Source organism: Mesorhizobium sp. BR1-1-3 (assembly GCF_020165455.1).
Lineage (GTDB): Bacteria > Pseudomonadota > Alphaproteobacteria > Rhizobiales > Rhizobiaceae > Mesorhizobium > Mesorhizobium ciceri.
This window is the reverse complement of the sequence record NZ_JAIUIC010000001.1, coordinates 569,826-595,153: the sequence shown is the minus strand read 5'-3', so window position 1 is coordinate 595,153 and position 25,328 is coordinate 569,826. Positions and strand designations below refer to the sequence as shown.

Here is a 25,328-nt window from a genome sequence, read left to right as displayed (position 1 = left end):
TTTGCCTTCTCCCACAGGGGAGAAGGCAAAGCGCTGCAGCCCTGCGACACCACCGCTCGATTGCCCCGAACGCCGCGGCGGTTTATGTAGAACCGCATGAGCGACACGACTTCACGCCTGACAAGCTGGATGGATCTCGCCAACCCGACGCGCTTCGTCGGGCTGGCGGACAAGGTCGTGCCATGGCTGGCCACGATCGCCGCACTGATCCTCGCAGTCGGGCTCTATATGAGCTTTGCCGCGCCTGAGGATTTCCAGCAAGGCATCACCGTTCGCATCATGTACATCCACGTGCCTTTCGCCTGGCTGGCCATGATGTGCTACACGCTGATGGCGGTTTCCGCACTCGGCACGCTCGTCTGGCGGCATCCGCTGGCCGATGTCGCGCTGAAATCAGCCGCCCCCATCGGTGCGGTCTTCACCGCGCTGGCGCTGATCACCGGTTCGATCTGGGGCAAGCCGATGTGGGGCACCTGGTGGGTCTGGGATGCGCGGCTGACTTCGGTCTTCGTGCTGTTCCTGATGTATCTCGGCATCATCGCGCTGACCCGTGCGCTCGACGATGCCAGCCGCGCCGCCTGGGCCGCCGCCATCATCACGCTGGTCGGCTTCATCAACATCCCGATCATCAAATTCTCGGTCGACTGGTGGAACACGCTGCATCAGCCGGCCTCGGTGTTCCGCAGGGGCGGCTCCACCATCGACCCCAGCCTGCTGTGGCCGCTTCTGGTGATGGCGCTCGGCTTCACCGTGCTGTTCTTCGCGCTGCACCTGATGGCGATGCGCACCGAAATCCGCCGTCGCCGGGTGATTGCCATGCGCAGGGTCGCGGCACGGCAGGCGGAGCGCTCTCCCCCTTCTCCCCTTGTGTGAGAAGGCAAGACGCTTCTTAGTTCACCCCATCCTTCCGCGCGCCGCCACCGGCAGCGTTTCCAGCACTTTGTCGCCGTCGACCAGGTTGACCTCGTTGAACAAGTTTGTGACGACGCAGCAATGGTCGGGCACGACACGCACGCGCTCGCCGATGCGCAATTTGCCGTCGCCCGAAAGCGTGACGGTGCCGTGCTCCTCGCTCAGCCCCGTCACCCGCGCTCCCGACACGCCGGGCAACTCGCCGAAATCGGCGAGACCCAGCGTGTCGCTGGACAGCGCCTTGCTGCCGGCATCGAGGATAGCGCGCGTCGCGGTGGGATGGCTGACCACCGTCGACAGCACTGTCAGCGCGCAATCGTCGAGCGTGCCGACGCCTTTGGCGACCTGATAGCGGTCGAGATAGATGTAGGTGCCTGGACGATACTCCGTGACAACAGATGTATCGCTGGAGCGCCACATATCCGGCGTGCCGCCGCTGGAGATGCGTTCGCAGGCGAGGCCCGATGCGGCCAGCGCCTGCTTGGCGTCGGCGAGCCAGGCTTCGGCCTCCGCTGCCTTCCCGGCGGCCGGGTAGGTCATCAGTCCTCCGAAGGCGAGGCCACCGGCTCTGTCGATCTGTCTTGCCAGCGCAACCGCTTCATCGGCCGACTGCACGCCGCAGCGTCCCATGCCGGTGTCGCATTCGACCAGCACCGGTAGACGATGACCGGCATCGGTGAAGGTGGTTGCCAGCCCTTCGAGCGTCTCCATGCTGTCCGCTGTCACCGACAGGGTGACGCGCCCGTGCAGCGCCAGAAGCCGCTCCAGCTTGGCGCGCCCAAGGATGTTGTAGGGAAGAAAAATATCGGCCAGCCCGGCATCGGCCATCACCTCGGCCTCGCCGATCTTCTGGCAGGTGATGCCGACGGCGCCGGCCGCCACCTGCTTCTTCGCCCAATAGGGCAATTTGTGCGTCTTGATATGCGGCCTGAGCTTCAGCCCGTTCCTGTCGGCATGCGCCTGGGCGCGGGCAATGTTGGCTTCGGCGCGCGTCGCGTCGATGAGAATCGACGGCGTATCGAGGTCGTGGACGGTCGGCATCATCTTTCGCCCCATGAGGAATCCGCGGGATTTATGGCCCTGAAAATCCGCGATGTCACGCGGCCAGCGAAGCGGATCTGTGGTCCATGCGCTTAAGCGCAAGGCCGGGCAGGTGGCGAGATGGATCGACACCGCATCGACGTTCGGCTATGCGATTTGCCAGACAAATCGATACGAAGGGATCATGATCATGAAGCGCTCCGCCATCAACGACATCATCCGCGAAGCCGACGCTTTCATCCGCTCGTTCGGCTACATCATGCCGCCCTTCGCCTATTGGTCGCCGCAGGAGGCGAAGGCGCGCCAGGTCGACTCCGCGGCCGTGTTTACCTCGCGGCTCGGCTGGGACATCACCGATTACGGGCAAGAGAAATTCAGGGAACTCGGCCTGTTCCTGTTCACCGTTCGCAACGGCCGCTATGAGGACATGAAGAAGGGCATGGGCATGCTCTATGCCGAGAAGATCATGATCTCGCGCAAGGATCAGCTATCCCCGATGCATCGCCACAACATCAAGGCCGAGGACATCATCAACCGTGGCGGCGGCAAGCTGGTGCTGGAACTGTTCATGCACGACCGCGACGGCGGCATCGATCCCAAGGCCGAGGTTTCGGTGCCTGTCGACGGAACCATCCACAGGCTGCCTGCGGGCGGGCTCCTGAAGCTCGACCCGGGCCAGAGCGTCACGCTGCTGCCCGGCGTCTGGCATGCCTTCTGGGCCGAGGGCAAGGACGTGCTGATCGGTGAGGTCTCGACCGTCAATGACGATCTCACCGACAATGTGTTTCGCGAACCGATCGGGCGTTTTTCCAACATCGACGAAGACGTTGCCCCGATCCATCTGCTGGTGTCCGACTACGAGAAGTGGCTGGGGTAAGGGGCCGCTCCACGCCCTCGGCGACGCCAGTCACACGACCGTGTGACTAGTCGCACGGTCGAAAGTGGGTAGGCCGTAGCGCCTACCTACTGCGATCCTTGTTCGACCGATCCTGCCGCTTCGTCCTTGAAGACGACCTTTGTGCCTTTTTGCACTTCGGAGGCGAGGTCTTCGGCATCCCAGTTGGTCAGCCTGATGCAACCATGCGAGAAGGTCTTTCCGATCTTGCCTGGGTCCGGCGTTCCGTGAATGCCGTAGCTATCGATGGACAAGTCGATCCAGACCGATCCCACCGGATTGTTTGGCCCGGCAGCGATCGTGAAGGGGCGCTTGGTCTTCACCCCCTTGAAGGCAAACTCGGGATCGTAATGATAGGTTGGGTGGTGCACCACGCGTTTGACCTCCGCCTGGCCACTCGGCGCGGGCTTCTCCTGGCTTCCGATCGAGGCGGGGTACGTCGCAAGCACTTTGCCGGAAGGGTCAAGCACCCGAACCTGGCGAGCGCTCTTGTCGACCTCGACGCTCGCGATGTCTTGCGGCGGATCACCTCGGGTGACAGCTGGCACGAGCAGCTTTTGCCCCGCCTTCCTGAAGCCGATGCCGGGATTGAGCCGTTCAAGCAGTTGCTCGCTGATGTGGAAGCGCTCCGCCATCTTTTCCAGGGCATTGTGGTAGGCCAGCCTGGGCAGGCGGGCCATCCTCTCCATGCGTGCCGGAATTCGCCTGGTGAACGGCCCATGCACATCCTTGCGTGTCAAATCGTAGGTCTCAATCGCGGGGCGCGAGGAGGTCGCGACCAGCTTGTCCCATGTCTCGCGGGTGAGCTTGCCGTCGGCAGGCAATCCGTTGGCCGCTTGGAACGCACTGACTGCCCGGGTGAAGTTCTCCGCCTGGCGGCCATCGATCAGGCCTGGCGAGAAGCGTGCACGATCCAGGAGGATTTGCGCCTTCAGCACGGTCGCACTGACGCCTTTCGCTTCGCTGCCGTCAAATTGGGCGTTGTTGACGGCGGCCGCGTCCAGTTTTGCCGCCGCCGTTGCATCGCATGCGATGACGAGCATGGCGACCGCGACAAGAACGAGCCTGATCATGGAGGTCACACTCCCGTATGGGCACCTGCTTCTATGACGTCGCACGGCCGATCTGGTTCCATTTCCTGCAGTTGCGTCCGACTGCCGAGTGCCGTGCGCGCAGTGAACCCGGACCAGGAGCACCCGGCGGTGGCGCGGGTGCATTGTTGATAAGGGTCCGCCATCATCAAGATGAATGGCGACTCCCGTCAGCGCATGTGTTGGCTTCAGAACCGCAGAGACCGGAGCGACAACGGGCCAACGCCCGATTGAGTCCGTCTCCACAGGCTCGGTGACCGAGGAGAGCCAGGATGCAATTTCCTGCCCAGAAGAACAAAGGACCGGCTCAACCAGCCGAGGATGAGCGCCAGGCACGGCTTGAGAAAACAGCCAGGCTCAAGCAGCTTCGCTCCTATGCTTCCTGGCTTTCGTCTGACCCAAACGCCCAACTTCACGATGAGATAGACTGCTCCGTGCTGATCGAAGGCGTGGGACGACGCAGCATGGAGCCTTGGCTGATCGGCAGGTGACATACCCGGGCGGCGAGGTTTCCACCGCCAACGACGATCTGGCCGACAATTTGTTTGGCTAAAGCAGTTCACCGTTTCACAGAGACGGCGACCCGCTCTAACTCCTTGTTTTGACGCAATTCCGGACGGAAAACCGTTTCACACTTTTCCTGGAATTGCTCTAGCCGATCGGCCGCAACAGTGGCGACAGGCAGACTTCGCGTCAGTGACAGCAGCCTTGCTGCGCGCTCGTCCTGCACAGGCAGGACGAGGTGATCGGTACGTCCGCCTTGGCCAGCGCCGCTGCAAGGCTTGTCTGCAATGTCGGCAATTCATCGGTCTCGCCGCGCCGTTTCAGGCATTCCACCAGCCCGTGCAATGCCCAGACATTGTTCGGATGCTGGGCACAGCGCTGCACCGTGCCGCTCAGGCCCAGATCGTCGCGATAGACCTGTTCTGCTTCCTGCGCGTGACCCTGGTCGAGAAGCAGCGCCGCCAGCGCATGGCGCGGCGGGTGCATCCAGGCCCACGGCTCGGTGTAGGACAGATTGTCGTCAAGCTCGACCGCCTGCCGCAAATGGCCATACGCCTCCTCATGCCGGCCCTGGTGGTACGCCAGCTCGCCGTCGAGTAGGGCGGCACCGACAGCCAGCGAAGCTTGCGCCGGGTTGCTGAGGAAGCGCCGCTCGGGCGCAATGCCTTTCAGATGCCGATGGAACGCTTCGCGCTCGCGCTCGGCTTCAGCAAATTGCCTGAGAGTCGCATGGGCGACACCCTTGGCGTAGTGCTGCATGGCCGCCGTCAGCACATAGAGGCCTGGCTCCGCGGTCGCCGGTTCGTCGATGATCTCCCGCCAGCGGCCGAAGCGCACCTGCACATGCGATTTCATCGCATGGTAGCCTTCCACCGTCTGCGTGAGCTTGGGCCGGCCCTGGATGGCGACCACGTCGCGCGCGACCAAGCTGCGCACTCTGTCGGCGGCCCACAGTGCAGGTTGGTATTGGCCCGACAACATGCAGGTGAACATCATCAGATGCAGATCGTGGCAGCAGCCGAGCAGATAGTAGGTCGGCTCATCGGCATAGGCGAGATAGAGGTCGTTGGCGCGTACCGCCTTTTCGCTGGCACGTTTTGCTTTCTCATACTCGCCGCACAGCACATAAATGTGCCCCGGCATGTGGTTCATGTGCCCGGCATCGGGGCACATTTCGCCGAGCAGATCCGCCGACCGCATGCCGCGCTCCGGCATGGTGGACATTTCCAGGAGATGGATGTGCAGGTGGACGATCGCCGGATGTTGTGCTGCGCTGGCCTCACCGGCAAGCCGGATCGACCGCTCGCAGACGTCGAGCGCCTCGACGACATCGGAATTCGGCGCCGGCGCGCCGGTCTTGAGGTTCCACAGCCGCCGCACCGTGCGCATCATCAGCGCTTCGACCAGCAGTGCCATCACATCATGGTCGTCGGGAAAGTCCCGATACACAAGCCGCATCGCGGCGGCATAGGCATCATCCCACCGTTCGAATTCCTCCGGGCTCACCCGGTGCGGCTTCTGAAAGCGGGCGGCCAGCGCTTCGATCAGCCGCTTCTCGATTTCGTTTGCGGCAGCTGCACTGGTCCGCGCCAGCTGGACATGCTCGAAGCAGCGCCTGGCCGCGCTGTCGGCCTCGGCCGCGCCATGCTCCTTCCAGGTCAGATTGTAGAAAGGGCCGGCGGCATAGGCGATGCCCCAATGCACCATCGGGCAGTGAGGATCCGTCTCCAGCGCCTTCTCAAAACACTTGATGCCTTCCTCATGGTTGAAGCCGTAGCACCAGTTGAGGCCGATATCGAACCAACGCTGGGTTTCTGTGGAGCGAGTGGAGATGGGGCGGCGGTAGGTGCCGAGGTCGAAGCGGTCCATGTCGTCTCATTTCAATTCTGATTGCCAGCGAGCCAGCTCTGGTCAGACTCCTTCGCCATCAATGTGTGCCGAAACTGGCAGGCATGGCAAACGCAACGAGTGCCATCGCTGCTTGCATTGGAGACTATCGCCGCTCTCAGCTAGTCTCTCGGGGCGACGTTTCATTTTGCCAGCCGGCGAGCTCAGGCAGGTCGTCGAGCCAGCTTTTCTCCGTCACCAAAGCATCGCCGGCCTGCGGGTCAGCCTCGGCGGCGTTTTGAATGAGCCAGTCCATCCACTTCCGATAGGCAGCCGAGTCCAACTCGGGCGGCAGCACCTTGGCCTTGGCCAGCATGCGTTTGCGGAAACTCACCTGCCTGCGGAGTTTCGTCGTCGTGAACTTGATGGCCTTGCCCTGGTATTCGACCGTCCAGCGCCCGTCGCCGTGGCTGGTGAGCCTGTCGATGGCGAAGCCGACATCCACCGGTCTATCGCGCCAGGGAAGCTCGACGGCATTCTTCCTCAGATCGAGTGCCCATCGCCTGTAGTCGGTCCCGGCACGCTGGGGCGGCAGCACCCCAGCCTGTTCGAGTATCTTCCTGCGGAAGGTGGGCTGCTTCTTGAGCTGGCCTGTCGTCAGCTCGATGCGATGCCCACGGAATTCGACATGCCAGCGGATCCTCCCATTGCCGAAATACTTGACCAGCCTGTCGATGACGAACGCGTCGTCGGAGAGCGTCACGCAGCCTTGGCTCATGCGTTCGAGAATGTACTGGCTATCAGTGAGCATGACGCGGCCTTGTGGAGGAGCCTTCATGAAGCTTCACTAAGGCGGACGCAACGACCAGGCAATCTCGCCTTCCATGATTCCGTCGCATAGACACCGATGACGCGCCGTATCGCTCGCGCGCTTATCCTGACCAGCGGCTAGGAGCAGCGGCCCGGCGTCGGGGGGTATCGAGGGGGACTAGCGCCGAGCCTGACCGGCTTGGAGGGGGCAGTGCCGGCTGTCCGAATTACAAGCCTTTTTATGCGTCTACGCTAATTTAATTAAAGGACCATATTCCGCTGGGGCCAAGTTTACGGTCATTTTGCCGCCCGTCCCATTTCAGCACAGGGTTGCTGGCATTGCTCTTGCACCGGACCTGTTACTGGGTGAACCCCGGTCCTGATCGCGTACCCGATTAGGTAGTAGGCTCGCCGGGCTCCGAGGGCGTTGGGGTCTTCGCCCGGCGAGTTGCCAACTTCCTATCCTTTTGGCGGCTTTTTAGCATCAGCTTGACAACTTGATCGCTCCAAAGCACCTTCGGCGAGTGGAAAATGCGAGGAGCATTTATGAAAAAGAACTATGAAAAGCCTGTCCTGGCGAAGCGAGGAATCCTTTCCTCAGTCACGGCGCAAGTCGTCGAGTCGGGTCCTGCTACGTCGGACTGAGCCGATCTCGACATGACGGGAAGCTCGCCGGCCCGGTTCGGTGTGCTGTAGGAATTGTCCTCGGGTGGCGACTCTCAAAAGGTGTCGCAATGACTAGGTCAAAACCCTCAAAGCAATTATCACAAGCTGAAATTGATCGCTTTCTAATGGCAGCGGAAGCGCTGCACCTAAGCATCATTAAGCCATTCATATCGCCGTATTGCGACCACTACAGGCAGACCGGTGTCCCGCATGAGGTGTTGTTGAAGACCTTGCGGGACGTCACCCGTAAGAAAGCCGAGTTCATCCGGTGGAACACTGCTGGGCCGGTTAGGCCGCAGACGGCGGGATAACGCGTTCAGCCATCGTTGCGCTTCAAAAACGAAGACCTAAAGCCCTTCCCATCCGGCTTGGCCTGACAGCAGGCCAAACGCATGATGGGCAGATCGCCGATCACCTGCTCGATCACCTCGGTCCGCGCACTATCGTGCTGGCCGATAAGGCCTATGACGCTGATCGCATCCGCGACCTGATCCAGGATCGGGGCGCAACTCCAAACATCCCGCCCAAGAGCAATCGGCGCTGGAAGCCCTGCTTCAGCAAGCGGCTCTATCGCGAGCGCAACCTGATCGAGCGCTTCTTCTCCAAACTGAAGTACTTCTGCCGGATCGCGACCCGCTACGACAAGCTGGCTGGCAACTTCCTCGCCATGGTTCAACTCGCCTCAGTGCGGCGTGGCTGCGCGCTTATGAGTCTACGGCCTAGAATCGGAGTTTCATCCTTGGCAGATTATGTGCCGTCCGACGTGGCCTTGGGTTTACTGAGCAATTCAGTTCGCCCAGCACCGCCCCAATCGTTCTCGCGCGTATAACTAAGTTCTCGAACAGCCTCTACAAAGGCTGGTGGTCTTCCGGCGAGAAGTGCCCCGTTACTGTCCCGCCCTGCCATGAATTCTAGGCGATAGCCTCTGTCTTTAGCCTTGAAAAGATGGTGAGCAAATTGTGTGAAGGATGATTGCCAGCCTGCTTTAGACTGTTGTCCGGCAATTTTCTCATACTCTTTTATTACTTCATCAATTATTTGGTCAGACTGCTTTTCAAGTTCTTTTTCAAGTTCGTCCGCCTTCTTGTCGTCAAGGCCTTTCTGGATTAATGTAGAAATTGCGCTTTTTATCTCTTGAGAATCCTTCATGTATTTCTGGAACCGCGTCCATATAAGAAGTATTACAAGAAGGAATTTCCAATCAATCGCAACTGCAATTGATAAGTCGACGTTATCGACGCTGATAATCGTTGGCTTTTCTTCGTCGCTAAATTCAGCAGATACACGGTTAAATAATTTAAAGAACCAATCGATCTCTTCTGATAATTCGAAGGTTGTCGATTTCAATGACGCAATTGGAAAGGTTATTTCGACTGAATCCTGAGCGCCATGATTCTCTCCACCCTTAGCAAAGGGAGCGTTTGCTTGAACGTAGGCGTTAACTCTGCCAAGTGCTTCAGAAGCATTTTGGACAACAAATACGGACACCTGACCTTGATCTTCCTTGGCGATATCATAAACTTCAAGTAATTTTTGGTATTGTCCGATTTCGCGGAGTAATTTACGCTCCTCGAAATCAAGATCCTCAAACAGCCGTATGAATTCAGAATTCCACTGTTTAGGCGTGTTCCGCGATCCAGCTTGCAAACTAGCTTGAACTAATTTGTTTTTAACAATGTTCGCTTGCAAGCGAACAGCAGCGTTATAGGCGTCTTTTATATTCATGAACCTGCCCCAAGTAGATTGCCCATCGCAACCGACCATAGGCAGGGCCGGCCGTCAAGATTCGTTGGGAAGCCATTGAGGTTCGGAAGCTCACCTATGAGGAGTTCGAAAAGAACAAGCGCCATGCCTTCCAACTGAATGCCAACTACGGGGGGTGGCTGATAGCATCGCTCTTGCTCGCGCATGGCGCTGCCGTCGCGTTCCTCGCACAGAACGACCGGCTATCGAAGGCGGTGCTGCCTTCGGTCTTTTGGTGGCATGTGCCCGGCCTGCTTCTGGCCTTCCTGTGCGGCTTCCTTGTTTGGGCGAACTGGAGCTTTCACGCCCGCATCTATGAGGCCGTGAGCCCCGGCATGATCTCTACGACGATGAGCACTGGCCAAAGTTCGATGACGGCACAAATCGTTGGATTAGTCGGACCCATTGGACTGGAATCGCCGCCGGCATCCTGTCGGCCCTTTGCATCTTGGCGTCGGCGCTCGCCGCCTATCGTTTGATGCCGCCTTGACGACCTTTAGGAATAATCCCTTGGCACATATTGCGCCGCAAACTCTGTTTCCAGCCGCTTGTGGTCGTCCCATGACGTCGGGGAGGGGTTTGCCTTGTCCCATGCCCGCAAGCGAGCAGACGCGGCTTTCATGGCCTTGAAAAGATCACGGTTCGAAAAGTCATCGGCCCCAGTTTCTTTTCTGAATGATCTGGCAGCTTCCGACCGTCGCTTTGACCACTCCGCGTATGACGGATTATTTGCGAGCCGATACTCCTCTAGCGCCTGATCGCGGTGTTCGGCGGCCCGCTTTTGCCATGGAGCGGGCTTTCCCTTCTTGCCGGGATTGTTGCTCATTGCCGCTCATCCAAGTGATCTTCGTCCATTAAGCCAGAGATTGGCATGCCTACTAACCCTTCGTCTTTGCCTAGCACTTAAAATATGTGTCCTTCCAGCTATCGGCCTTCGGCAGACTGCCGTTCTCTGGAGGCAGATGTGCCCTAGCTGCTGGACGCATGATCACCCAAACGACAAAGCCACTTACAAGCATTCCTATAACAAATTCCATGTCGCCCTCCCGCGCCTGAGTTCTGCACGCTCATTCGTCCGGCTCACGATCGGGCTTGTCGAAAGCGTTCAAGCTAACCTCTCTTGTGAGACTGCCGGAATCTACACCTAGAGAAACCAAAAGGTCTGGATCGGTATCCCTATCAAAGCGAACGAGAAAGCCGTAGGTCTCGCCGTCATTGCCATCTATCGTTTCCAGTTCCCAAGACGCATCGTTGAGTAGGTCCAGATCGACGCCCCATTCAGCAGCGATTTCTGCCGCGCCGTTATCGTCATCAAGCATAGCTTCGCCGCCCATGTCGTTCTCCCTTCGCGTTAAGGGAGCCGACTATAGGCCGGAATCACCGTCGAGAGTCGGGCGGAAGGGCAATTTCCACAGGCCCGCGAGCTAACAAAAGGTGCTAACGCACCTTGCTAATGAAAAAAGTTAAGTACCTGATTTCACCGTAAAAAATGGACTGGCTGGGGAACCTGGATTCGAACCAGGACTAACGGAGTCAGAGTCCGTGGGTCTACCGTTAACCTATTCCCCAGCAGGCGCGGTCATGAACCGTGCGGGCCGAGCGGGCAAGCCGCTGTGAGCGCTGCCTTGTAGCCGCCAGCGGAAAATAGTCAAGCCTGCTCTGTGGTTCAATGGCACGTTTCGTCAGGTGATTTCAGACGCCGCACTTCAGATGCCGGCGCGCGGCTCCCAGTCCAATCCCGCGTCTCAACCCTCCGTCCGGCTGAATTGCGAGCGTTCGAAGAACAGCACCACGCCCAGGCCCAGAATCAGCGGGATGATCAGGTAGAACAGTCGGAACACCAGCAGCGCCGCCAGCACGCCGACCGGATCCATGTCCGACAGGCCGGCGAGAAACACCACCTCGAACACGCCGAGCCCGCCCGGCGCGTGCGAGATCTGCGCGATCGAGAAGGAGACGAGGAAGACGCCCAGTATGACGAAGTAGCCGGGATTGTGGGCTGCGGGCAGGGCAAAGAAGATGATCGCGGCGGCGGCCAGCAGTTCGATCGGGCCGATCAGCAGTTGCCGCGCGACGATCGGCAGCGCCGGGTAGTGGAGCTGAAAACTGGCGATCTTCAGCGGGCGCAGATGCAGCCAGCTGCCGAAGACATAGGCGGCGACGAGCAGCAGCATCGCGATGCCGGCCGCTTCCGACAGGCCATGATGGGCGATGCCGGAAAACCGGTCGAGTATCTCAGGCTCGAACACCAGAACGAGGCCCGAGGCCAAAATCGTCGACAGCACGAAGGTGATCCAGCAGACCGCCACCAGCACGCCGACATCCTGTCCGGTCAGGCCCCTGGTACCATAGGCGCGGTAGCGGATGACGGCGCCGGAAAACACCGAACCGCCAATGTTGTGCGACAGCGCATAGGTGGTGAAGGAGCACAGCGTGACGAACAGCCACGACACGCGCTTGCCGATATGCAGGAGCGCGATGTGGTCGTAGCCGGCAAGCGAGGCATAGGCGATGATCGAACTCAGCGCGGCAAGAACCCAACCCCGGGTCGGAATGGCCGTGATACCGTCCCAGACGTCGTCGAGCGAAACGCCGCGCAATTCGTGCCAGAGCAGCAGCAGCGAGAAGATCACGGCGGCGATGCCGACGACCGGCCAGAAATAGCGTCTCCAGTTCATTGCCTGACTGCCATGCGTTGCGGGTCCGCTTCCTTTTCGTGGCTGGTGGGAGGCCGGCTTTGCCGGATTCTTCCGCTCATTTCAGAAATGCCTCATCGAAGCCGGCTATTCAACCGCGAACCCTTGTCGCAGCGCCGGCCGGCAAGATTTGCCGCAGTGAGCGGCCGCGCCGGAACGGCGGTCAGCGGCCTGCCGGCAAAATTCGGCATGCGGCTCTTGGTGATCGGGCGCGGCGCTGTTAGTCTGGCGGCAACTTAAAACACTGAAGCGCCTGCTGCGTCCATCATAGGTTCGCGCGGCGCCGGAAGGAACGACAGTGGAAGACCACGACACCGGCGCCGGCGCGCCGGAGGTGGGCGTGTCCAGCGCTTCCCAGGGGTCGGCTGGCCCGGGGAACGCAAGCTGGCAGCAACGCCGCCCGACGGAGCTCCGCTCCGCGGACGGGCAGGCGGGCGACGCACCCCACAAAGGCAAGCCCAAGAAGCGGCGCAAGCGAAGGCGCGGGCGCAAGGTTTTTGCGCGCGACGAAGCGCGTCCCGCGGAGAATCGATCGCCGGCGCCAGGCAAAGCCGGTGCCCCGGCGGCGGAGGCCCACAGACCGGTGGAGTCGGCGGTCTCGCCCGCCGCTGTAGTGCCACGGCCGGAACAGAGCGCCCGTCGGCCGCCGGTCCAGGAGCTTCCGGTGTTTGCGGCGCTTGACCTTGGCACCAACAATTGCCGGCTGTTGGTCGCCGTGCCGACGCGGCATGGCCAGTTCCGCGTCATCGACGCCTTTTCTCGCATCGTCCGGCTGGGCGAGGGGCTCACCGCCAATGGCCGGCTCGGCCAGCCGGCGATGGACCGCGCGGTCGAGGCGCTGAAAATCTGCGGCGACAAATTGCGCAACCGCAAGATCAGAAAAGCCCGGCTGATCGCCACCGAGGCCTGCCGCACGGCCGAAAACGGCGTCGAGTTCATCGACCGCGTCGAGCGCGAGGCCGGCCTGAAGCTCGAGATCATCGACCGCCAGACCGAAGCGCGGCTGGCGGTGTCCGGCTGCGGCTCGCTGGTCGAGCGCGACACTCAAGGCGTCGTCCTGTTCGATATTGGCGGCGGCTCGTCCGAAATCGCGCTCATCGACCTCGCAGGCCGCCGTTCGCCGAGGCTCGCCAATCACATCGTGTCGTGGACGTCGCTGCCGGTCGGCGTCGTCTCGCTGGCCGAGCGCTTTGGCGGCCGCACGGTGACGCGCGAGATCTTCGCCGCCATGGTCGATGATGTCGCCGGCCGGCTGGCCAACTTCGACGGTCGCGACCGGCTGAGCCATCTCAAGGCCAGCCCGAATTTTCATCTGCTGGGCACGTCGGGAACGGTGACGACGCTGGCCGGTGTCCACCTTGAGCTCGAGCGCTACGATCGCCGCCGTGTCGACGGGCTTTGGATGGACCGCGACAGCGTCGATCGCATGGTCGAAAGACTGGTTGGCTGGGATTTCCAGCAGCGCTGCGCCAACCCTTGCATCGGTGCCGATCGCGCCGATCTGGTGCTGGCCGGCTGTGCTATCCTCGAAGCGATCCGCGCCGTGTGGCCGTCCGAGCGGCTGCGAGTCGCCGATCGTGGCCTGCGCGAAGGTATTTTAAGCGAACTGATGGCCGATGATGGCGTCTGGCGCAACGATGGGCGTGGCAGAGCGTGAGCCCGAACCGAAGAAATAAGCAATGACCAAGAAACCGGAAAAACCAGGATCCGCCAGCATTCGTGTGCTGAAGACGCGGATCAAGAAGAAGAGCGGGCTGAAGGAATCGTCGCGCCGCTGGCTGCAGCGCCACATCAACGATCCCTATGTCCAGCGCTCCAAGGCTGACGGCTATCGCTCGCGCGCGGCCTACAAACTGATCGAGATCGACGACAAGCATCATCTGTTGAAACCCGGCATGAAGGTGATCGACCTCGGCGCCGCCCCCGGCGGCTGGTGCCAGGTCGCCGCCGCGCGGACGAAATCGACGGCCGACAAGCCGCATGTCATCGGCATCGATTATCTCGAAATGGACGCCGTGCCCGGCGCGCCGGTGCTGCTGATGGATTTCCTCGATCCGGCAGCGCCGCAGAAGCTGGCCGAGGCGCTGGGTGGGGATCCCGATATCGTGTTGTCCGACATGGCGGCGCCGACCACCGGCCACAAGCGAACCGACCATATCCGCACCATGCATCTGTGCGAGGTGGCGGCGGATTTTGCGCTGTCCGTGCTGAAGCCGGGCGGCCATTTCCTCGCCAAGACTTTTCAGGGCGGCGCCGAAAACGAGCTGCTCTCCATGCTCAAGAAGAACTTCCGCTCCGTCCATCACGTCAAGCCGCCGGCCTCGCGCGACGAATCGGTAGAGCTTTACCTGCTGGCAAAAGACTTCAAGGGGCGCGATCTTCCTTCTCCCCCTGTGGGAGAAGGTGTCGCCGAAGGCGACGGATGAGGGGTGTTCCAAGGAACGCCGCCGTCTCACTCCGCTGGAACACCCCTCATCCGTCTCGGCGCTACGCGCCGATCCACCTTCTCCCACAAGGGGAGAAGGCATGAGCGAACTACTTCCCCGCCGTGCTCGTTTCCAACGTCTTGGGCGCCGTCAATCGGCCATGTCCGGAGACGGCGTTGCCGGCATCGGGCGCCAGCCGCATGAACGACAGCGATGCGGCGGCCGAAATCGCCGCGACGACGAAGAACGCGGTGTGGAAATCCGCCAGCGTCAGTGACCTGTCGTTCAGGCTCGTGGACACTTCCAGGATTCCGCCGGCCAGCGCCACGCCGAGCGCGACCGACAACTGCTGGAACACGGCTGTAATCGGCGTCGCCTTGCTGGTGTCTTCAGCCGAAACCTCGGCATAGGCGAGCGCATTGACGCCGGTGAAGAACATCGAGCGGATGAAGCCGCCGACGAGCAGCATGGCCAGCATCAGCAGATAGGGTGTGTCGGGTGTGAACAGGCCGTAGATGGCGATCGAGGCCGCGGCGACCAGCGAACCGACGACCAGCACGCGGCGGAAGCCGGCGACGCGGAAGATCATTGCGGTGACGAATTTCATGCCTATGGCGCCGATCGCCGAGACGAAGGTGATCATGCCGGACTGGAACGGCGTCAGCCCAAAGCCGATCTGGAACATCAGCGGCAGCAAGAAGGGCACGGCGCCGATGCCGATGCGAAACAGCGAGCCGCCAAGCACCGAAGAGCGGAACACCTGGTTGCGGAACAGTTCGAGCGCCAGCAGCGGGTTTTTGGCGTTGCGCGCATGCAGCAGATACAGCGCGCCCGACAGCAGGCCAACCGCTACGGTGGCGACGCCGACGATTGGCGGCAGATAGGGCAAGCTGACCACCGACAGGCCAAACACCACCCCGGATGCCGCCAGCCCGCTCAGCACGAAGCCGATGAAATCAAGTGGCGGGGTCTGCGCGGGTTCGGTCTCCGGCAGGAAACGCGTCGCCAGCCAGATGCCGATCAGGCCGATCGGCACATTGATCAGGAAGATCCAGTGCCAGGTGAAATAGGTGGTGATGAAGCCGCCGACCGGCGGGCCGACCAGCGGTCCGACCAGCGCCGGAACGGTCAGCCAGGACATCGCCGCGACGAGTTCGTTTTTCGGTGTCGCGCGCACCAGCACCAGCCTCCCGACCGGGGTCATCATGGCGCCGCCAATGCCTTGCAGGAAGCGCGAGACCACGAAAGCCGGCAGCGAACCGGAGAGCGCGCAAGCGATCGAGCCGACGATGAAGACCGCGATTGCGGCGCGAAACACATGCTTGGCGCCGAAACGGTCGGCCATCCAGCCGCTGATCGGAATGAAGATCGCCAGCGAGACCAGATAGGCAGTCAGCGCCAGTTTCAGCGCGATCGGGCTGGTGTGGATGTCGACGGCGATCGCCGGCAGCGATGTCGCGATGACCGTCGAATCCATGTTTTCCATGAAAAGGGCGACCGCCAGTATAAGCGGGATGGTGCGGTTCAAGGAACGCGTCCGAACTTGAATGTTGCGTTGCCGGTTGCATGTCGGCCTTGAGGCGGGCGGTTACCATGCCTTCGCCGGGATGTCGCATTAATTTGCTGTCACTTTTGTGCGACCGGCAACCACAGGTGGCATCCCTTCGCCGGAAAGTCACCTTTCCGGGAGCGTGAAATCATCCGCTTTTCATCGGTGCTTGGACGTGGTACCAGCCAGCGCCAATCCTGAAAGGGAAGAAACGAGTCGGCGCTGTCCATTCCGGTCCAGCGCTTTTTTGTATTCCCCCACCGTTTTTATGTTCAAGGGACTGGCCATGGCAAAAATCATCGAAACGTCCACCGGCGCATTGGCGCTGACCTTTGACGACGTGCTGCTGCAGCCGGGTCATTCCGAGGTCATGCCTGGCGAAACCGATGTCCGCACCCGCATCGCCGGCGACATCGACCTGAATGTGCCGATCCTGTCGGCGGCGATGGACACCGTCACCGAGGCGCGGCTTGCCATAGCCATGGCCCAGGCCGGCGGCATTGGCGTCATCCACCGCAATTTCTCGCCGGCCGAACAGGCCGAGCAGGTGCGGCAGGTCAAGAAATTCGAATCCGGCATGGTGGTCAATCCCGTCACCATCGGCCCCGACGCGACGCTCGCCGACGCGCTGGGCCTGATGCGCAGCTATTCGATCTCGGGCATTCCGGTGGTCGAGAACGGCGGCAGCGGCGGCCACAAGATCGGCCGGCTGATCGGCATCCTGACCAATCGCGACGTGCGCTTTGCGTCCGATCCGGCGCAGAAGGTCCATGAACTGATGACCCGTGACAACCTGATCACGGTCAAGGAGAACGTCGATCAGGACGAGGCCAAGCGCCTCCTGCACCAGCACAGGATCGAAAAGCTGGTGGTCGTCGACAGGCAGGGCAATTGCGTCGGACTGATCACCGTCAAGGATATCGAGAAGTCGCAGCTCAATCCGCACGCCACCAAGGACGCACAGGGCCGCCTGCGCGCCGCCGCCGCCACCAGCGTCGGCGATGACGGTTTCGAGCGCGCCGAACGCCTCATCGATGCCGGCGTCGACCTTCTGGTGATCGACACCGCGCATGGCCACTCGCAGCGCGTGCTCGACGCCGTCACGCGGGCGAAAAAACTATCCAACTCCGTCCGCATCCTGGCTGGCAATGTCGCCACCGCCGCGGGCACGCAGGCGCTGATCGACGCCGGCGCCGACGCCGTCAAGGTCGGCATCGGCCCGGGTTCCATCTGCACCACCCGCATCGTTGCCGGCGTCGGCGTGCCGCAGCTCTCAGCCATCATGTCGGCGGTCGAGACGGCGCACAAATCCGGCGTCTCGGTGATCGCCGATGGCGGCATCAAATATTCCGGCGATCTGGCCAAGGCGCTCGCCGCAGGCGCCAGTGCGGCCATGATCGGCTCGCTGCTGGCCGGAACCGACGAAAGCCCGGGCGAGGTCTATCTGCACCAGGGCCGCTCCTTCAAGGCCTATCGCGGCATGGGCTCGGTCGGCGCCATGGCCCGCGGCTCCGCCGATCGCTACTTCCAGGCCGAGGTGCGCGACACGCTGAAACTGGTCCCGGAAGGCATCGAAGGGCAGGTTCCCTACAAAGGACCTGTGTCTGGCGTGCTGCACCAGCTTGCGGGCGGCTTGAAAGCCGCTATGGGTTATGTTGGTGGCCGCGACCTTGCCGATTTCCGCGAGCGCGCCACCTTTGTGCGCATATCCAATGCCGGACTTCGTGAAAGCCACGCCCATGACGTCACGATTACCCGCGAAAGCCCGAACTATCCCGGCGGAGCCTGACCAGTACGGGCTCGGGCGGAGCCTGACGGCAACGATCCTGCGGCTGCCGCGCCACGCAGGCGCACTCTGTTTCCTGTCGGCGGTGGTTTTCATCGCCATGACGGCTATGGAATTCCTCTACTTCCGCCAGTTGAGCGGCGGCTTGCCATCACTCGACATGCGTATTTTCGGTTTCACTCCGGACGAAGGCATGGCCTGGCTGACGGCACTCGGCCGGCGCGGCGGCGAGATCATTCTCGTCTGGCACTATCTGACCTTCGATCTGTTGTTCCCGGCGCTGCTGTCAGTGACGCTGGTCAGCCTGATCCTGGCCACCGGCCGGCGATTGAAGGCTTTCCGCGTGCAGCCGGTGCAGCTGCAGTCGATCTTCGCGCTGGTCCTGGTGCTGCCCTACACGCTTGCCGACTACGCCCAGAACATCGCGGTAGCGCGGCTTCTGTCCGATTTCCTGTCGGCGAATCCGGACTCGCTGTCTTTGGCTTCGGCGCTCACCGTCACCAAATTCGCGCTTTTCGCCATCCCGGTGATCGTCATTGCCGCCTTCTGGCTGGCAGGCCAGAAACGCCTGGCCTGATGCCGCGCGCAAAGCTCAGCCGGGTAGGGGAAACTTCGTGAACCAGACCACGATCTTCTGGCCTGTTCTGGCGCACGTGCTGCTGATCTACATCGTCTACTGCGTCCTGGGTCGCCGCAGATACGGCGCAATCAGGTCAGGCGAGGCGAAGCCCGGTCATTTCAAGGTGCGTTCGACCGAGCCGGCCTCCAGCGTTACCGTTTCCGCCAATCTCACCAACCAGTTCGAGCTGCCGGTGCTGTTCTATGTGCTGTGCCTGGCGCTGCACCTGACCAACGGCGTCAACTATTTGACCCTGGCGCTGATGTGGATTTTCGTCGCATCGCGCTATTTCCACGCCTGGGTTCACCTGACCAGCAACAATCTGCTGCTGCGCAGCCGCTCGTTCTTCGTCAGTGCGGTGATTCTCCTGCTGGGATGGATCTGGTTCGCGCTACACCTGCTCGGCGTGGTTTGAGCAGAGCACCTTTTCCTTCTCCCGCAAGGGGAGAAGGAAAGTCCGCGAGGGACGTCTACAGGTCGAACACCGCAATCTTGCGCTTGTCGAACTTGATGCCGATCTCGCCGCGCACCAGCTTGAGCGCGGCCTCGCCGAACACCGCGCGCCGCCAGCCCTGCAGGGCCGGTACGTCGGCGTCCTCGCCCTCGGCGGCGATACGGTCGATGTCGTCGCTGGAGGCCAGCACCTTGGAGGCGACGCCTTCCTTTTCGGCGACGATCCGCAGCAGCACCTTCAACAGTTCCGCCGCGGCGCTCGAGCCCTCGGGCGGCTGGAAACTCTTCGGCAGTTTCGGCATCTGCTCCTTGGGCAGGGCAAGGGCGGTGTTGACCGCGCCAAGCAACGCCGTTGCCGTCGAAGAGCGCTCCCAGCCCTTCGGCGTCGTGCGCAGCTTGCCAAGGGCTGCCGCGTCGCGCGGCGCCTGTTGCGCCACCTCGTAGATCGCATCGTCCTTGAGTACGCGGCCGCGCGGCACGTCGCGTTCGCGCGCCTCGCGCTCGCGCCACGCCGCAACGCCCTGCACGATCGCCAGTTCCTGCGGCTTGCGCAGCCGCATCTTCAGCCGTTTCCAGGCGTCCTCGGGGTGCGGATCATAGGTCTCGCGCGAGGTCAACACCTCCATTTCCTCGTTGAGCCAATGGGCGCGGTTTTCGCGCGCCAGTTCGGCGCTGAGGTGCTGATAGACCTCGATCAGATGGGTGACGTCGGCCAGCGCATAGTCGAGCTGCTTGTCGGAAAGCGGCCGGTGGCGCCAGTCGGTGAAGCGCGACGACTTGTCGAGCCGCGCGCCGGTGATGCGCTGCACGAGCTGATCGTAGGAAACGCTGTCGCCGAAGCCGCAGACCATCGCCGCCACTTGCGTGTCGAACACTGGATGCGGAACCAGATCGCCGAGATGGACGATGATTTCGATGTCCTGCCGCGCGGCGTGGAAGACTTTGACCACCGCCTCGTTGGCCATCAGCCTGAAGAACGGCTTCAGGTCGATATCGGGAGCCAGCGGATCGATCAGTGCCGTCACGCCGGGAGCGGCCATCTGGATCAGGCACAGGATCGGCCAAAACGTCGTTTCTCGAATGAATTCGGTGTCGACAGTGACGAAATCCGACTTTTCGAAAGCGGCGAGAACGGTCTCGAGTTCTTTCTGGGTGGTGATGACGTGCATCAAATCGCTTTTGGCAGGAGTAAGGTCTTCCTAGATTTCAGCCGCCGGGGCTTTCGTCAAGCTTTGGCACCGCCATCATGAGGTTCCCGGACCGTCGGAATCGCCGTTTCTCCTGGCCAGCCGCGCGAAAACCGTCGAAGTGCGCAGGAGCGCAATGAAGCGGCCGCGCCTGCCCGCCGGCACCCCGGACCGGGCCTGCATGCGGTAGAGGATGACGGCGATGAAGATCGCATAGACCACCGCGCTGAATACAAACAGGGCGCCCGGTCCGAAATATTGCATCGCCGTCGAGGCGGCGAACGGGCCACCAATGGCGCCGAAGGAATAGAACAGCATCAGCGCCGCGTTGATCAGCACGAACTCGCCCGTGTCGGCGCGGTCGTTGGAATGCGCCGCCGACAGCGAATAGAGCGGCATGGCGAAACAGCCGAAGATGAAGATGAAGATGAAGTTGAGCGCCGGATTGCTGCCGGCGATGAACACCAGCGCCAGCGCCGAAAACATCGCGCAGCACGTCGTCATCAGCAGCACCCGGCGCCGGTCCCAGCGGTCGGAAAGGTAACCCAGCGGATACTGGATGATGGCGCCGCCGAAAATGCCGACGCTGACGAAGGTGACGACATCGGCGACCGACATGCCGATTTGCTCGGCATAGACAGGCGACAAGGTGCGAAAGGCGCTGTTGGTGACGCCGACGGCGATGCAGCCGAAGCAGCCCAGCGGCGAAATCCGCCAGACGCGCGCCAAGTCGAGCTTGACCTCCTCCGGCGGCGTCGGGTTGGAGCGGTCGCCGAGCGAAACCGGCACCAGCGACAGCGTGATCATCATCGACATGATAGCGAAAATTGCGAAACCGCCAGCGCCGAAGATCGGGATCAGGAACTGGGCTGATGTCACCGAACCGATGTCGACCATCCGGTAGATCGCCAGCACGCGTGCCCGATCGTGATTGCTGACGCCGGAATTCAGCCAGCTTTCGACGATCGTGAACAGCCCGGCGAAACAGAAACCGCCGGCAAAGCGCACCGCGCACCACATGACCGGATCGATGACCAGCACCAGGAGCAAAGTGCCGACCGAGGCGATCGCCGCCAGCGCCGAAAATGCCCTGATATGGCCGACCGCCTTCATGATGCGGGTGATGGCCAGGCAGCCGAGAAGGAAGCCGGCGAAGTAGAAGGTGCCCATCAGGCCGATGTCGGAAGCGGAAAACCCTTCCTGCGCGCCGCGCAGCGCGATCAGCGTGCTCTGTAGCCCATTGCCGCCTAGCAGGATGCCTGCGGCGAGAAGAAGCGGGATCATCGGGCGGATGGAGGACATCAATGGGTGATCACGTGTCGGTGATCCCTTCTTGAACCATCGCCCTGGCCAACGCCAGCAGCAATTCCCAGCAAACTACAGCGAGGATATGTCCAACTCTTCGTGGAAGGTCCAAACGCTTATGAACGGGCCGTCGTTTAGGTTCTTGCTATAGATCGTCATGATCACCTGTTGCCGTTGATCGTCGCGCGGAGGCAACTGACCGGTGATGAGCCGGAAACCGTCGGGATTTACGCCAACAGCGAATTGCTGTTCCGGGTCGATACGATCGTAGTCGATTATGAGCCGCGATCCGTCGAACTGCTCCCGCATCGATTCGTCGTTCGGAAAGTCACCGTCGGAGAGGGCTTTGAACCGCGCCCAATCGTCTATGCGAGCCGCGTCAAGCAGGTTGACGATGCGGCTGCGCTCTTGAGGTGTCAGAAAGAGCTTCTGGTTTTGCATATCCTGATCTCATTTGCCGTAAACGTAGCGGTAGAGGATATCGCTATCCATTGTGCCGCCCAAGTTTACAACGGATGTCCTGTCGAAGCCGCTTGCCTTGACAAATCCGGCCTCCCATGCGCTTTTCGCGCAAATTTTGAGGCCGGGCTTGATGCTTGGCCTGCAACCCAGCACCCCGGACTTTACCAATGACAATGCACCGTTACCGCAGCCATACCTGTGCCCAGTTGAGGAAGAGCGACGTTGGCTCGACCGTTCGTCTGTCCGGCTGGGTGCATCGCGTGCGCGATCATGGCGGCCTGCTCTTCATCGACCTGCGCGACAATTATGGCCTGACCCAGATCGTCGCCGATCCGGATTCGCCTGCCTTCAAGGTCGCCGAAACAGTACGCGGCGAGTGGGTCATCCGCGTCGACGGCGAGGTCAAGGCGCGCTTGCCCGAGACCACCAACTCCAACCTGCCGACCGGCGAGATCGAGATTTTCGCCCGCGAGATCGAAGTGCTGTCGGCGGCCAAGGAATTGCCGCTGCCGGTGTTCGGCGAGCCCGACTATCCCGAGGATATCAGGCTGAAATACCGCTTCCTCGATCTACGCCGCGAGACGCTGCACAAGAACATCATTGCGCGGACAAAAATCATCGCCGAAATGCGCAAGCGCATGGGCGATGTCGGCTTCACCGAATTCTCGACGCCGATCCTCACCGCGTCGTCGCCGGAAGGCGCGCGCGACTTCCTGGTGCCGTCGCGCATCCATCCCGGCACCTTCTATGCGCTGCCGCAGGCGCCGCAGCAGTACAAGCAGCTGATCATGGTGTCGGGCTTCGACCGCTATTTCCAGATCGCGCCCTGCTTCCGCGACGAGGACCCGCGCGCCGATCGTCTGCCCGGCGAATTCTACCAGCTCGACCTTGAAATGAGCTTCGTCGAGCAGGACGACGTGCTGTCGACCATGGAACCTGTCATGCGCGGGGTCTTCGAGACCTTCGCCAACGGCAAACCGGTGACGCAGAACTTCCAGCGTATTCCCTATGATGTGGCCATGCGCAAATACGGCTCCGACAAGCCGGACCTGCGCAACCCGATCGAGATGCAGGCCGTCTCCGATCATTTTCGCGATTCCGGCTTCAAGGTGTTCGCCAATATCCTGGCCAACGACCCGAAGGCCGAAGTGTGGGGCATTCCCGCCAAGACCGGCGGCAGCCGCGCCTTCTGCGACCGTATGAATTCCTGGGCGCAGGGCGAGGGCCAGCCGGGGCTGGGCTATATCTTCTGGCGCAAGGAGGGCGACAAGCTCGAAGGCGCCGGTCCGCTCGCCAAGAACATCGGCGAGGAGCGCACCGAGGCGATCCGCCTTCAGCTCGGCCTTGCCGATGGCGACGCCGCCTTCTTCGTTGCCGGCGACCCGAAGAAGTTCGTCTCCTTCGCGGGGGCTGCGCGCACCCGTGCCGGCGAGGAGCTGAACCTTGTCGACCGCGAGCGTTTCGAGCTGTGCTGGATCGTCGATTTCCCGTTCTTCGAGTGGAACGAGGAAGAGAAGAAGATCGACTTCGCCCACAACCCGTTCTCGATGCCGCAAGGTGGCATCGATGCGCTGAATGGCGAGGACCTGCTCGGCATCAAGGCGTTCCAGTACGACATGGTCTGCAACGGTTTCGAGATCGCCTCAGGCGGTATCCGCAACCATCTGCCCGAAACCATGGTCAAGGCGTTCGAGACGGTAGGGCTGGACCGCGCCACGGTCGAGGAGCGCTTCGGCGGCCTCTATCGTGCCTTCCAGTATGGCGCACCGCCGCATGGCGGCATGGCCGCCGGCGTCGACCGCGTCGTCATGCTGCTGCTCGGCGCCAAGAACCTGCGTGAGATCACCATGTTCCCGATGAACCAGCAGGCCTATGATCTGTTGATGAATGCACCCTCGGAAGCGAGCCCGCAGCAGCTTCGCGACCTGGCGCTGCGCGTTGCCGTGCCCAAGAAGGACGCCTGATCGCGCTTCGGGCGATGCTTTAAAGACCGCCCGAACCATTCTTTCGATTCGCTAATCCCAATGAAAAGCCCGGCATCGCTGCCGGGCTTTTCGCATACTGAGATCGCTTCGATCAGTCTTCGTTGGCCTTGACGGTGACACCGAGCGTCTTGGGCAGGTCGAGCGGGTTGGACATGGCGCCCGCCATGATCAGCGCGAACGGCACCGAGGCCGGCGGCTCGGCCGAGATTTCGAGGCTCTTCGGATCGTCGAGGAATTTGCTGACCGCGGCCGTAACCTGCGCAGTCAGTTCCGGATTGTTGAGCTGCGCCATGCCGAACGGCACGATCGCCTTGGCCTGGTTGGCGATGTCCTTGCCGGACATGCCTTGCTGCTTGCCGACATAGTCCAGAACCTTGTTGGTCAGCGAATCGTCGTCGAAGCGGATCGAGGCGCTGTTGAACGAAAGCTGCTGCAACAGGCCGAGCATGGCCATGCCTTGCGCCGAATTGTCGGCGCCTTCCGGCTGTGCCGCCATCTTCTTCTGCATTTCCTGCAGCGACTTGATGAAGTCCAGCGTGTAGCCGCCGAGATCGAAGGTCATGCCGAGCGTGCCGGCATTCTCGACCGAGATGTCGTATTTCGACAGTTCCATCTTGCCGTCCGTGGGCTGCCAGGTGCCGGCCATTTCGAGGTTGCCCGCGATGTTCTGGTAGCCGAGCGCGTTGATGACTTCCTTTGACTTGGGATCGTCCACCAGCGTCAGGTCGGCATTGAATTTTTCGGTGGTTGCGGTGAATTCCATCGCCTTGCCGTCCGCCGGCGGCGTGATTTCGATGGCAAGCCCGTCCATCGAGAAGGCGGTCTTGTCGGCGACCTTGACGGTCATGTTCGAGAGTTCGGCGGACTTGTACATCATCAGCGAGCCCAGCGGGCCGGTGGAACCGTCGGCCGGAACTGTCATGTCGTGGATGACGAAGGGGCTGAGGTCGAGGGTGACGCCGTCCTTGCTGTGTGTGAAGGCAGCCGTTGATACGGTGGCGATGTCATAGCCGCCATTTGCCTCGGTCACGCCTTCGAGTTTGACGTCGCCGATGGGAAGCGCTTCCTTCTCCGCCGCCGGTTTGATGGCAACGCCCTGCAGCACCATGCTGGTGTTGTCGCCGGTCACCCCGGTCCAGGTGATGTCGACACCTTGTGCGACAAGCGCTGCCTTCAGCCGGTCGGCCACTGCCGTATCCTGTGCGAGGGCCGCATTCAGCGGCAGCGTGAGCAAGAAGGTCGAAAAAGCCAGTTTCTTGAGAATTGAGCGTTTGATTGTCATCGCAAGGTCCCTGAGAGTGTCCTGAAATTGTTTTTTCAATTATTTGCGCCATCACCATTCCGTGACGAACTGGACCGGAAAAAGGCGTG

The 25,328-nt window shown here is 61.5% G+C and carries 23 protein-coding genes, 1 tRNA gene and 1 pseudogene; 11 read left to right on the top strand and 14 right to left on the bottom strand.

The window, feature by feature from the left end; genetic code table 11:
• Window positions 1-96 precede the first annotated feature (96 nt).
• The gene (locus LB559_RS03005) at window positions 97-873 is read left to right on the top strand and encodes a heme ABC transporter permease (protein ID WP_224673000.1); all 777 of its coding nucleotides are present in this window, start codon (window positions 97-99) and stop codon (window positions 871-873) included.
• A gap of 21 nt (window positions 874-894) precedes the next feature.
• Here LB559_RS03005 and LB559_RS03000 read toward each other — a convergent pair whose 3' ends face one another.
• Window positions 895-1,953 (bottom strand): D-TA family PLP-dependent enzyme, encoded by a 1,059-nt coding sequence (locus LB559_RS03000; RefSeq protein WP_224673106.1) that lies wholly within the window; start codon window positions 1,951-1,953, stop codon window positions 895-897.
• 190 nt (window positions 1,954-2,143) lie between these two features.
• On the opposite strand from LB559_RS03000, the gene LB559_RS02995 reads away from it, so the two are divergent.
• Window positions 2,144-2,830, top strand: coding sequence for a D-lyxose/D-mannose family sugar isomerase (locus LB559_RS02995; protein WP_224672999.1), 687 nt, complete (start codon window positions 2,144-2,146; stop codon window positions 2,828-2,830).
• Window positions 2,831-2,916: 86 nt separating this feature from the next.
• Here LB559_RS02995 and LB559_RS02990 read toward each other — a convergent pair whose 3' ends face one another.
• Window positions 2,917-3,921 (bottom strand): L,D-transpeptidase, encoded by a 1,005-nt coding sequence (locus tag LB559_RS02990; RefSeq protein WP_224673105.1) that lies wholly within the window; start codon window positions 3,919-3,921, stop codon window positions 2,917-2,919.
• Between the two features lie 290 nt (window positions 3,922-4,211).
• Here LB559_RS02990 and LB559_RS02985 point away from each other — a divergent pair, with 290 nt between their 5' ends.
• Window positions 4,212-4,430, top strand: a complete 219-nt coding sequence (locus tag LB559_RS02985; RefSeq protein WP_013532292.1) for a hypothetical protein — start codon at window positions 4,212-4,214, stop codon at window positions 4,428-4,430.
• A 202-nt stretch (window positions 4,431-4,632) separates the two neighbouring features.
• Here LB559_RS02985 and LB559_RS02980 read toward each other — a convergent pair whose 3' ends face one another.
• Together LB559_RS02980 and LB559_RS02975 are read right to left on the bottom strand one after the other, a co-directional pair.
• On the bottom strand, window positions 4,633-6,312 hold the full coding sequence (locus tag LB559_RS02980; RefSeq protein WP_224672998.1) for a hypothetical protein: 1,680 nt from the start codon (window positions 6,310-6,312) through the stop codon (window positions 4,633-4,635).
• A 136-nt stretch (window positions 6,313-6,448) separates the two neighbouring features.
• On the bottom strand, window positions 6,449-7,081 hold the full coding sequence (locus LB559_RS02975; RefSeq protein WP_224672997.1) for a hypothetical protein: 633 nt from the start codon (window positions 7,079-7,081) through the stop codon (window positions 6,449-6,451).
• Between the two features lie 733 nt (window positions 7,082-7,814).
• Here LB559_RS02975 and LB559_RS02970 point away from each other — a divergent pair.
• Together LB559_RS02970 and LB559_RS02965 are read left to right on the top strand one after the other, a co-directional pair.
• On the top strand, window positions 7,815-8,057 hold the full coding sequence (locus LB559_RS02970; protein WP_127384548.1) for a hypothetical protein: 243 nt from the start codon (window positions 7,815-7,817) through the stop codon (window positions 8,055-8,057).
• A 41-nt stretch (window positions 8,058-8,098) separates the two neighbouring features.
• A pseudogene (locus LB559_RS02965) lies at window positions 8,099-8,469 on the top strand (IS5 family transposase); the annotation flags it as partial.
• Window positions 8,470-8,493: 24 nt separating this feature from the next.
• Here the strand turns inward: LB559_RS02965 and LB559_RS02960 are convergent.
• The 5 genes from LB559_RS02960 to LB559_RS02940 all read right to left on the bottom strand — a co-directional run bounded on the left by LB559_RS02960 (window position 8,494) and on the right by LB559_RS02940 (window position 12,167).
• Window positions 8,494-9,471: a hypothetical protein gene (locus LB559_RS02960; protein WP_127384549.1), complete on the bottom strand. Its 978-nt coding sequence runs from the start codon at window positions 9,469-9,471 to the stop codon at window positions 8,494-8,496.
• 514 nt (window positions 9,472-9,985) lie between these two features.
• Entirely contained in the window at window positions 9,986-10,315 is a 330-nt protein-coding gene (locus LB559_RS02955) for a hypothetical protein (RefSeq protein WP_127368312.1), read from the bottom strand.
• Window positions 10,316-10,556: 241 nt separating this feature from the next.
• A complete protein-coding gene (locus LB559_RS02950; protein WP_127368311.1) occupies window positions 10,557-10,823 on the bottom strand; it encodes a hypothetical protein in 267 nt (88 codons plus the stop codon).
• Between the two features lie 161 nt (window positions 10,824-10,984).
• Window positions 10,985-11,058: transfer RNA gene (locus tag LB559_RS02945), tRNA-Gln, on the bottom strand.
• 176 nt (window positions 11,059-11,234) lie between these two features.
• Window positions 11,235-12,167, bottom strand: a complete 933-nt coding sequence (locus LB559_RS02940) for a lysylphosphatidylglycerol synthase domain-containing protein (protein ID WP_127368310.1) — start codon at window positions 12,165-12,167, stop codon at window positions 11,235-11,237.
• Between the two features lie 316 nt (window positions 12,168-12,483).
• Between LB559_RS02940 and LB559_RS02935 the strand changes: the two genes are divergently transcribed.
• Both LB559_RS02935 and LB559_RS02930 read left to right on the top strand, forming a co-directional pair.
• Window positions 12,484-13,842: a Ppx/GppA phosphatase family protein gene (locus LB559_RS02935; RefSeq protein WP_127388348.1), complete on the top strand. Its 1,359-nt coding sequence runs from the start codon at window positions 12,484-12,486 to the stop codon at window positions 13,840-13,842.
• A gap of 22 nt (window positions 13,843-13,864) precedes the next feature.
• Window positions 13,865-14,611, top strand: a complete 747-nt coding sequence (locus tag LB559_RS02930; RefSeq protein ID WP_224672996.1) for an RlmE family RNA methyltransferase — start codon at window positions 13,865-13,867, stop codon at window positions 14,609-14,611.
• Window positions 14,612-14,720: 109 nt separating this feature from the next.
• Here the strand turns inward: LB559_RS02930 and LB559_RS02925 are convergent, their stop codons facing one another.
• A complete protein-coding gene (locus LB559_RS02925) occupies window positions 14,721-16,139 on the bottom strand; it encodes an MFS transporter (protein WP_224672995.1) in 1,419 nt (472 codons plus the stop codon).
• Window positions 16,140-16,446: 307 nt separating this feature from the next.
• Here LB559_RS02925 and guaB point away from each other — a divergent pair, with 307 nt between their 5' ends.
• Genes guaB through LB559_RS02910 form a run of 3 tightly spaced genes read left to right on the top strand, consistent with a single transcriptional unit; the run spans window position 16,447 to window position 18,980 of the window.
• The gene (gene guaB, locus LB559_RS02920) at window positions 16,447-17,949 is read left to right on the top strand and encodes an IMP dehydrogenase (RefSeq protein WP_013532286.1); all 1,503 of its coding nucleotides are present in this window, start codon (window positions 16,447-16,449) and stop codon (window positions 17,947-17,949) included.
• Window positions 17,900-18,523 (top strand): hypothetical protein, encoded by a 624-nt coding sequence (locus LB559_RS02915; protein ID WP_013532285.1) that lies wholly within the window; start codon window positions 17,900-17,902, stop codon window positions 18,521-18,523. Before guaB ends, LB559_RS02915 begins: the two co-directional genes overlap by 50 nt.
• Before the next feature lie 37 nt (window positions 18,524-18,560).
• Complete coding sequence (locus tag LB559_RS02910; RefSeq protein WP_127371346.1) at window positions 18,561-18,980, top strand: MAPEG family protein; 420 nt, start codon at window positions 18,561-18,563, stop codon at window positions 18,978-18,980.
• A gap of 55 nt (window positions 18,981-19,035) precedes the next feature.
• Here LB559_RS02910 and rnd read toward each other — a convergent pair whose 3' ends face one another.
• From rnd to LB559_RS02895, 3 genes are all read right to left on the bottom strand, one after another.
• Window positions 19,036-20,187 (bottom strand): ribonuclease D, encoded by a 1,152-nt coding sequence (rnd, locus tag LB559_RS02905; RefSeq protein WP_063167751.1) that lies wholly within the window; start codon window positions 20,185-20,187, stop codon window positions 19,036-19,038.
• A gap of 75 nt (window positions 20,188-20,262) precedes the next feature.
• Window positions 20,263-21,507 carry an MFS transporter gene (locus tag LB559_RS02900; protein WP_224672994.1) on the bottom strand — a complete coding sequence of 415 codons (1,245 nt, stop codon included), beginning with the start codon at window positions 21,505-21,507 and terminating at the stop codon, window positions 20,263-20,265.
• A gap of 75 nt (window positions 21,508-21,582) precedes the next feature.
• Window positions 21,583-21,951 (bottom strand): hypothetical protein, encoded by a 369-nt coding sequence (locus LB559_RS02895; RefSeq protein ID WP_224672993.1) that lies wholly within the window; start codon window positions 21,949-21,951, stop codon window positions 21,583-21,585.
• A 194-nt stretch (window positions 21,952-22,145) separates the two neighbouring features.
• Between LB559_RS02895 and aspS the strand changes: the two genes are divergently transcribed.
• Entirely contained in the window at window positions 22,146-23,936 is a 1,791-nt protein-coding gene (aspS, locus tag LB559_RS02890) for an aspartate--tRNA ligase (RefSeq protein WP_224673104.1), read from the top strand.
• A 112-nt stretch (window positions 23,937-24,048) separates the two neighbouring features.
• Here the strand turns inward: aspS and LB559_RS02885 are convergent, their stop codons facing one another.
• Window positions 24,049-25,239, bottom strand: a complete 1,191-nt coding sequence (locus LB559_RS02885) for a hypothetical protein (RefSeq protein WP_224672992.1) — start codon at window positions 25,237-25,239, stop codon at window positions 24,049-24,051.
• Between the last annotated feature and the right edge of the window lie 89 nt (window positions 25,240-25,328).

Excerpts from the sequence above, each read along its gene's own strand:
- LB559_RS03005 (WP_224673000.1), top strand. The coding sequence starts at position 97 with ATGAGCGACACGACTTCACGCCTGACAAGCTGGATGGATCTCGCCAAC.
- LB559_RS03000 (WP_224673106.1), bottom strand. The coding sequence starts at position 1,953 with ATGCCGACCGTCCACGACCTCGATACGCCGTCGATTCTCATCGACGCG.
- LB559_RS02995 (WP_224672999.1), top strand. The coding sequence starts at position 2,144 with ATGAAGCGCTCCGCCATCAACGACATCATCCGCGAAGCCGACGCTTTC.
- LB559_RS02990 (WP_224673105.1), bottom strand. The coding sequence starts at position 3,921 with ATGATCAGGCTCGTTCTTGTCGCGGTCGCCATGCTCGTCATCGCATGC.
- LB559_RS02985 (WP_013532292.1), top strand. The coding sequence starts at position 4,212 with ATGCAATTTCCTGCCCAGAAGAACAAAGGACCGGCTCAACCAGCCGAG.
- LB559_RS02980 (WP_224672998.1), bottom strand. The coding sequence starts at position 6,312 with ATGGACCGCTTCGACCTCGGCACCTACCGCCGCCCCATCTCCACTCGC.
- LB559_RS02975 (WP_224672997.1), bottom strand. The coding sequence starts at position 7,081 with ATGCTCACTGATAGCCAGTACATTCTCGAACGCATGAGCCAAGGCTGC.
- LB559_RS02970 (WP_127384548.1), top strand. The coding sequence starts at position 7,815 with ATGACTAGGTCAAAACCCTCAAAGCAATTATCACAAGCTGAAATTGAT.
- LB559_RS02960 (WP_127384549.1), bottom strand. The coding sequence starts at position 9,471 with ATGAATATAAAAGACGCCTATAACGCTGCTGTTCGCTTGCAAGCGAAC.
- LB559_RS02955 (WP_127368312.1), bottom strand. The coding sequence starts at position 10,315 with ATGAGCAACAATCCCGGCAAGAAGGGAAAGCCCGCTCCATGGCAAAAG.
- LB559_RS02950 (WP_127368311.1), bottom strand. The coding sequence starts at position 10,823 with ATGGGCGGCGAAGCTATGCTTGATGACGATAACGGCGCGGCAGAAATC.
- LB559_RS02940 (WP_127368310.1), bottom strand. The coding sequence starts at position 12,167 with ATGAACTGGAGACGCTATTTCTGGCCGGTCGTCGGCATCGCCGCCGTG.
- LB559_RS02930 (WP_224672996.1), top strand. The coding sequence starts at position 13,865 with ATGACCAAGAAACCGGAAAAACCAGGATCCGCCAGCATTCGTGTGCTG.
- guaB (WP_013532286.1), top strand. The coding sequence starts at position 16,447 with ATGGCAAAAATCATCGAAACGTCCACCGGCGCATTGGCGCTGACCTTT.
- LB559_RS02915 (WP_013532285.1), top strand. The coding sequence starts at position 17,900 with ATGACGTCACGATTACCCGCGAAAGCCCGAACTATCCCGGCGGAGCCT.
- rnd (WP_063167751.1), bottom strand. The coding sequence starts at position 20,187 with ATGCACGTCATCACCACCCAGAAAGAACTCGAGACCGTTCTCGCCGCT.
- LB559_RS02900 (WP_224672994.1), bottom strand. The coding sequence starts at position 21,507 with ATGTCCTCCATCCGCCCGATGATCCCGCTTCTTCTCGCCGCAGGCATC.
- LB559_RS02895 (WP_224672993.1), bottom strand. The coding sequence starts at position 21,951 with ATGCAAAACCAGAAGCTCTTTCTGACACCTCAAGAGCGCAGCCGCATC.
- aspS (WP_224673104.1), top strand. The coding sequence starts at position 22,146 with ATGCACCGTTACCGCAGCCATACCTGTGCCCAGTTGAGGAAGAGCGAC.
- LB559_RS02885 (WP_224672992.1), bottom strand. The coding sequence starts at position 25,239 with ATGACAATCAAACGCTCAATTCTCAAGAAACTGGCTTTTTCGACCTTC.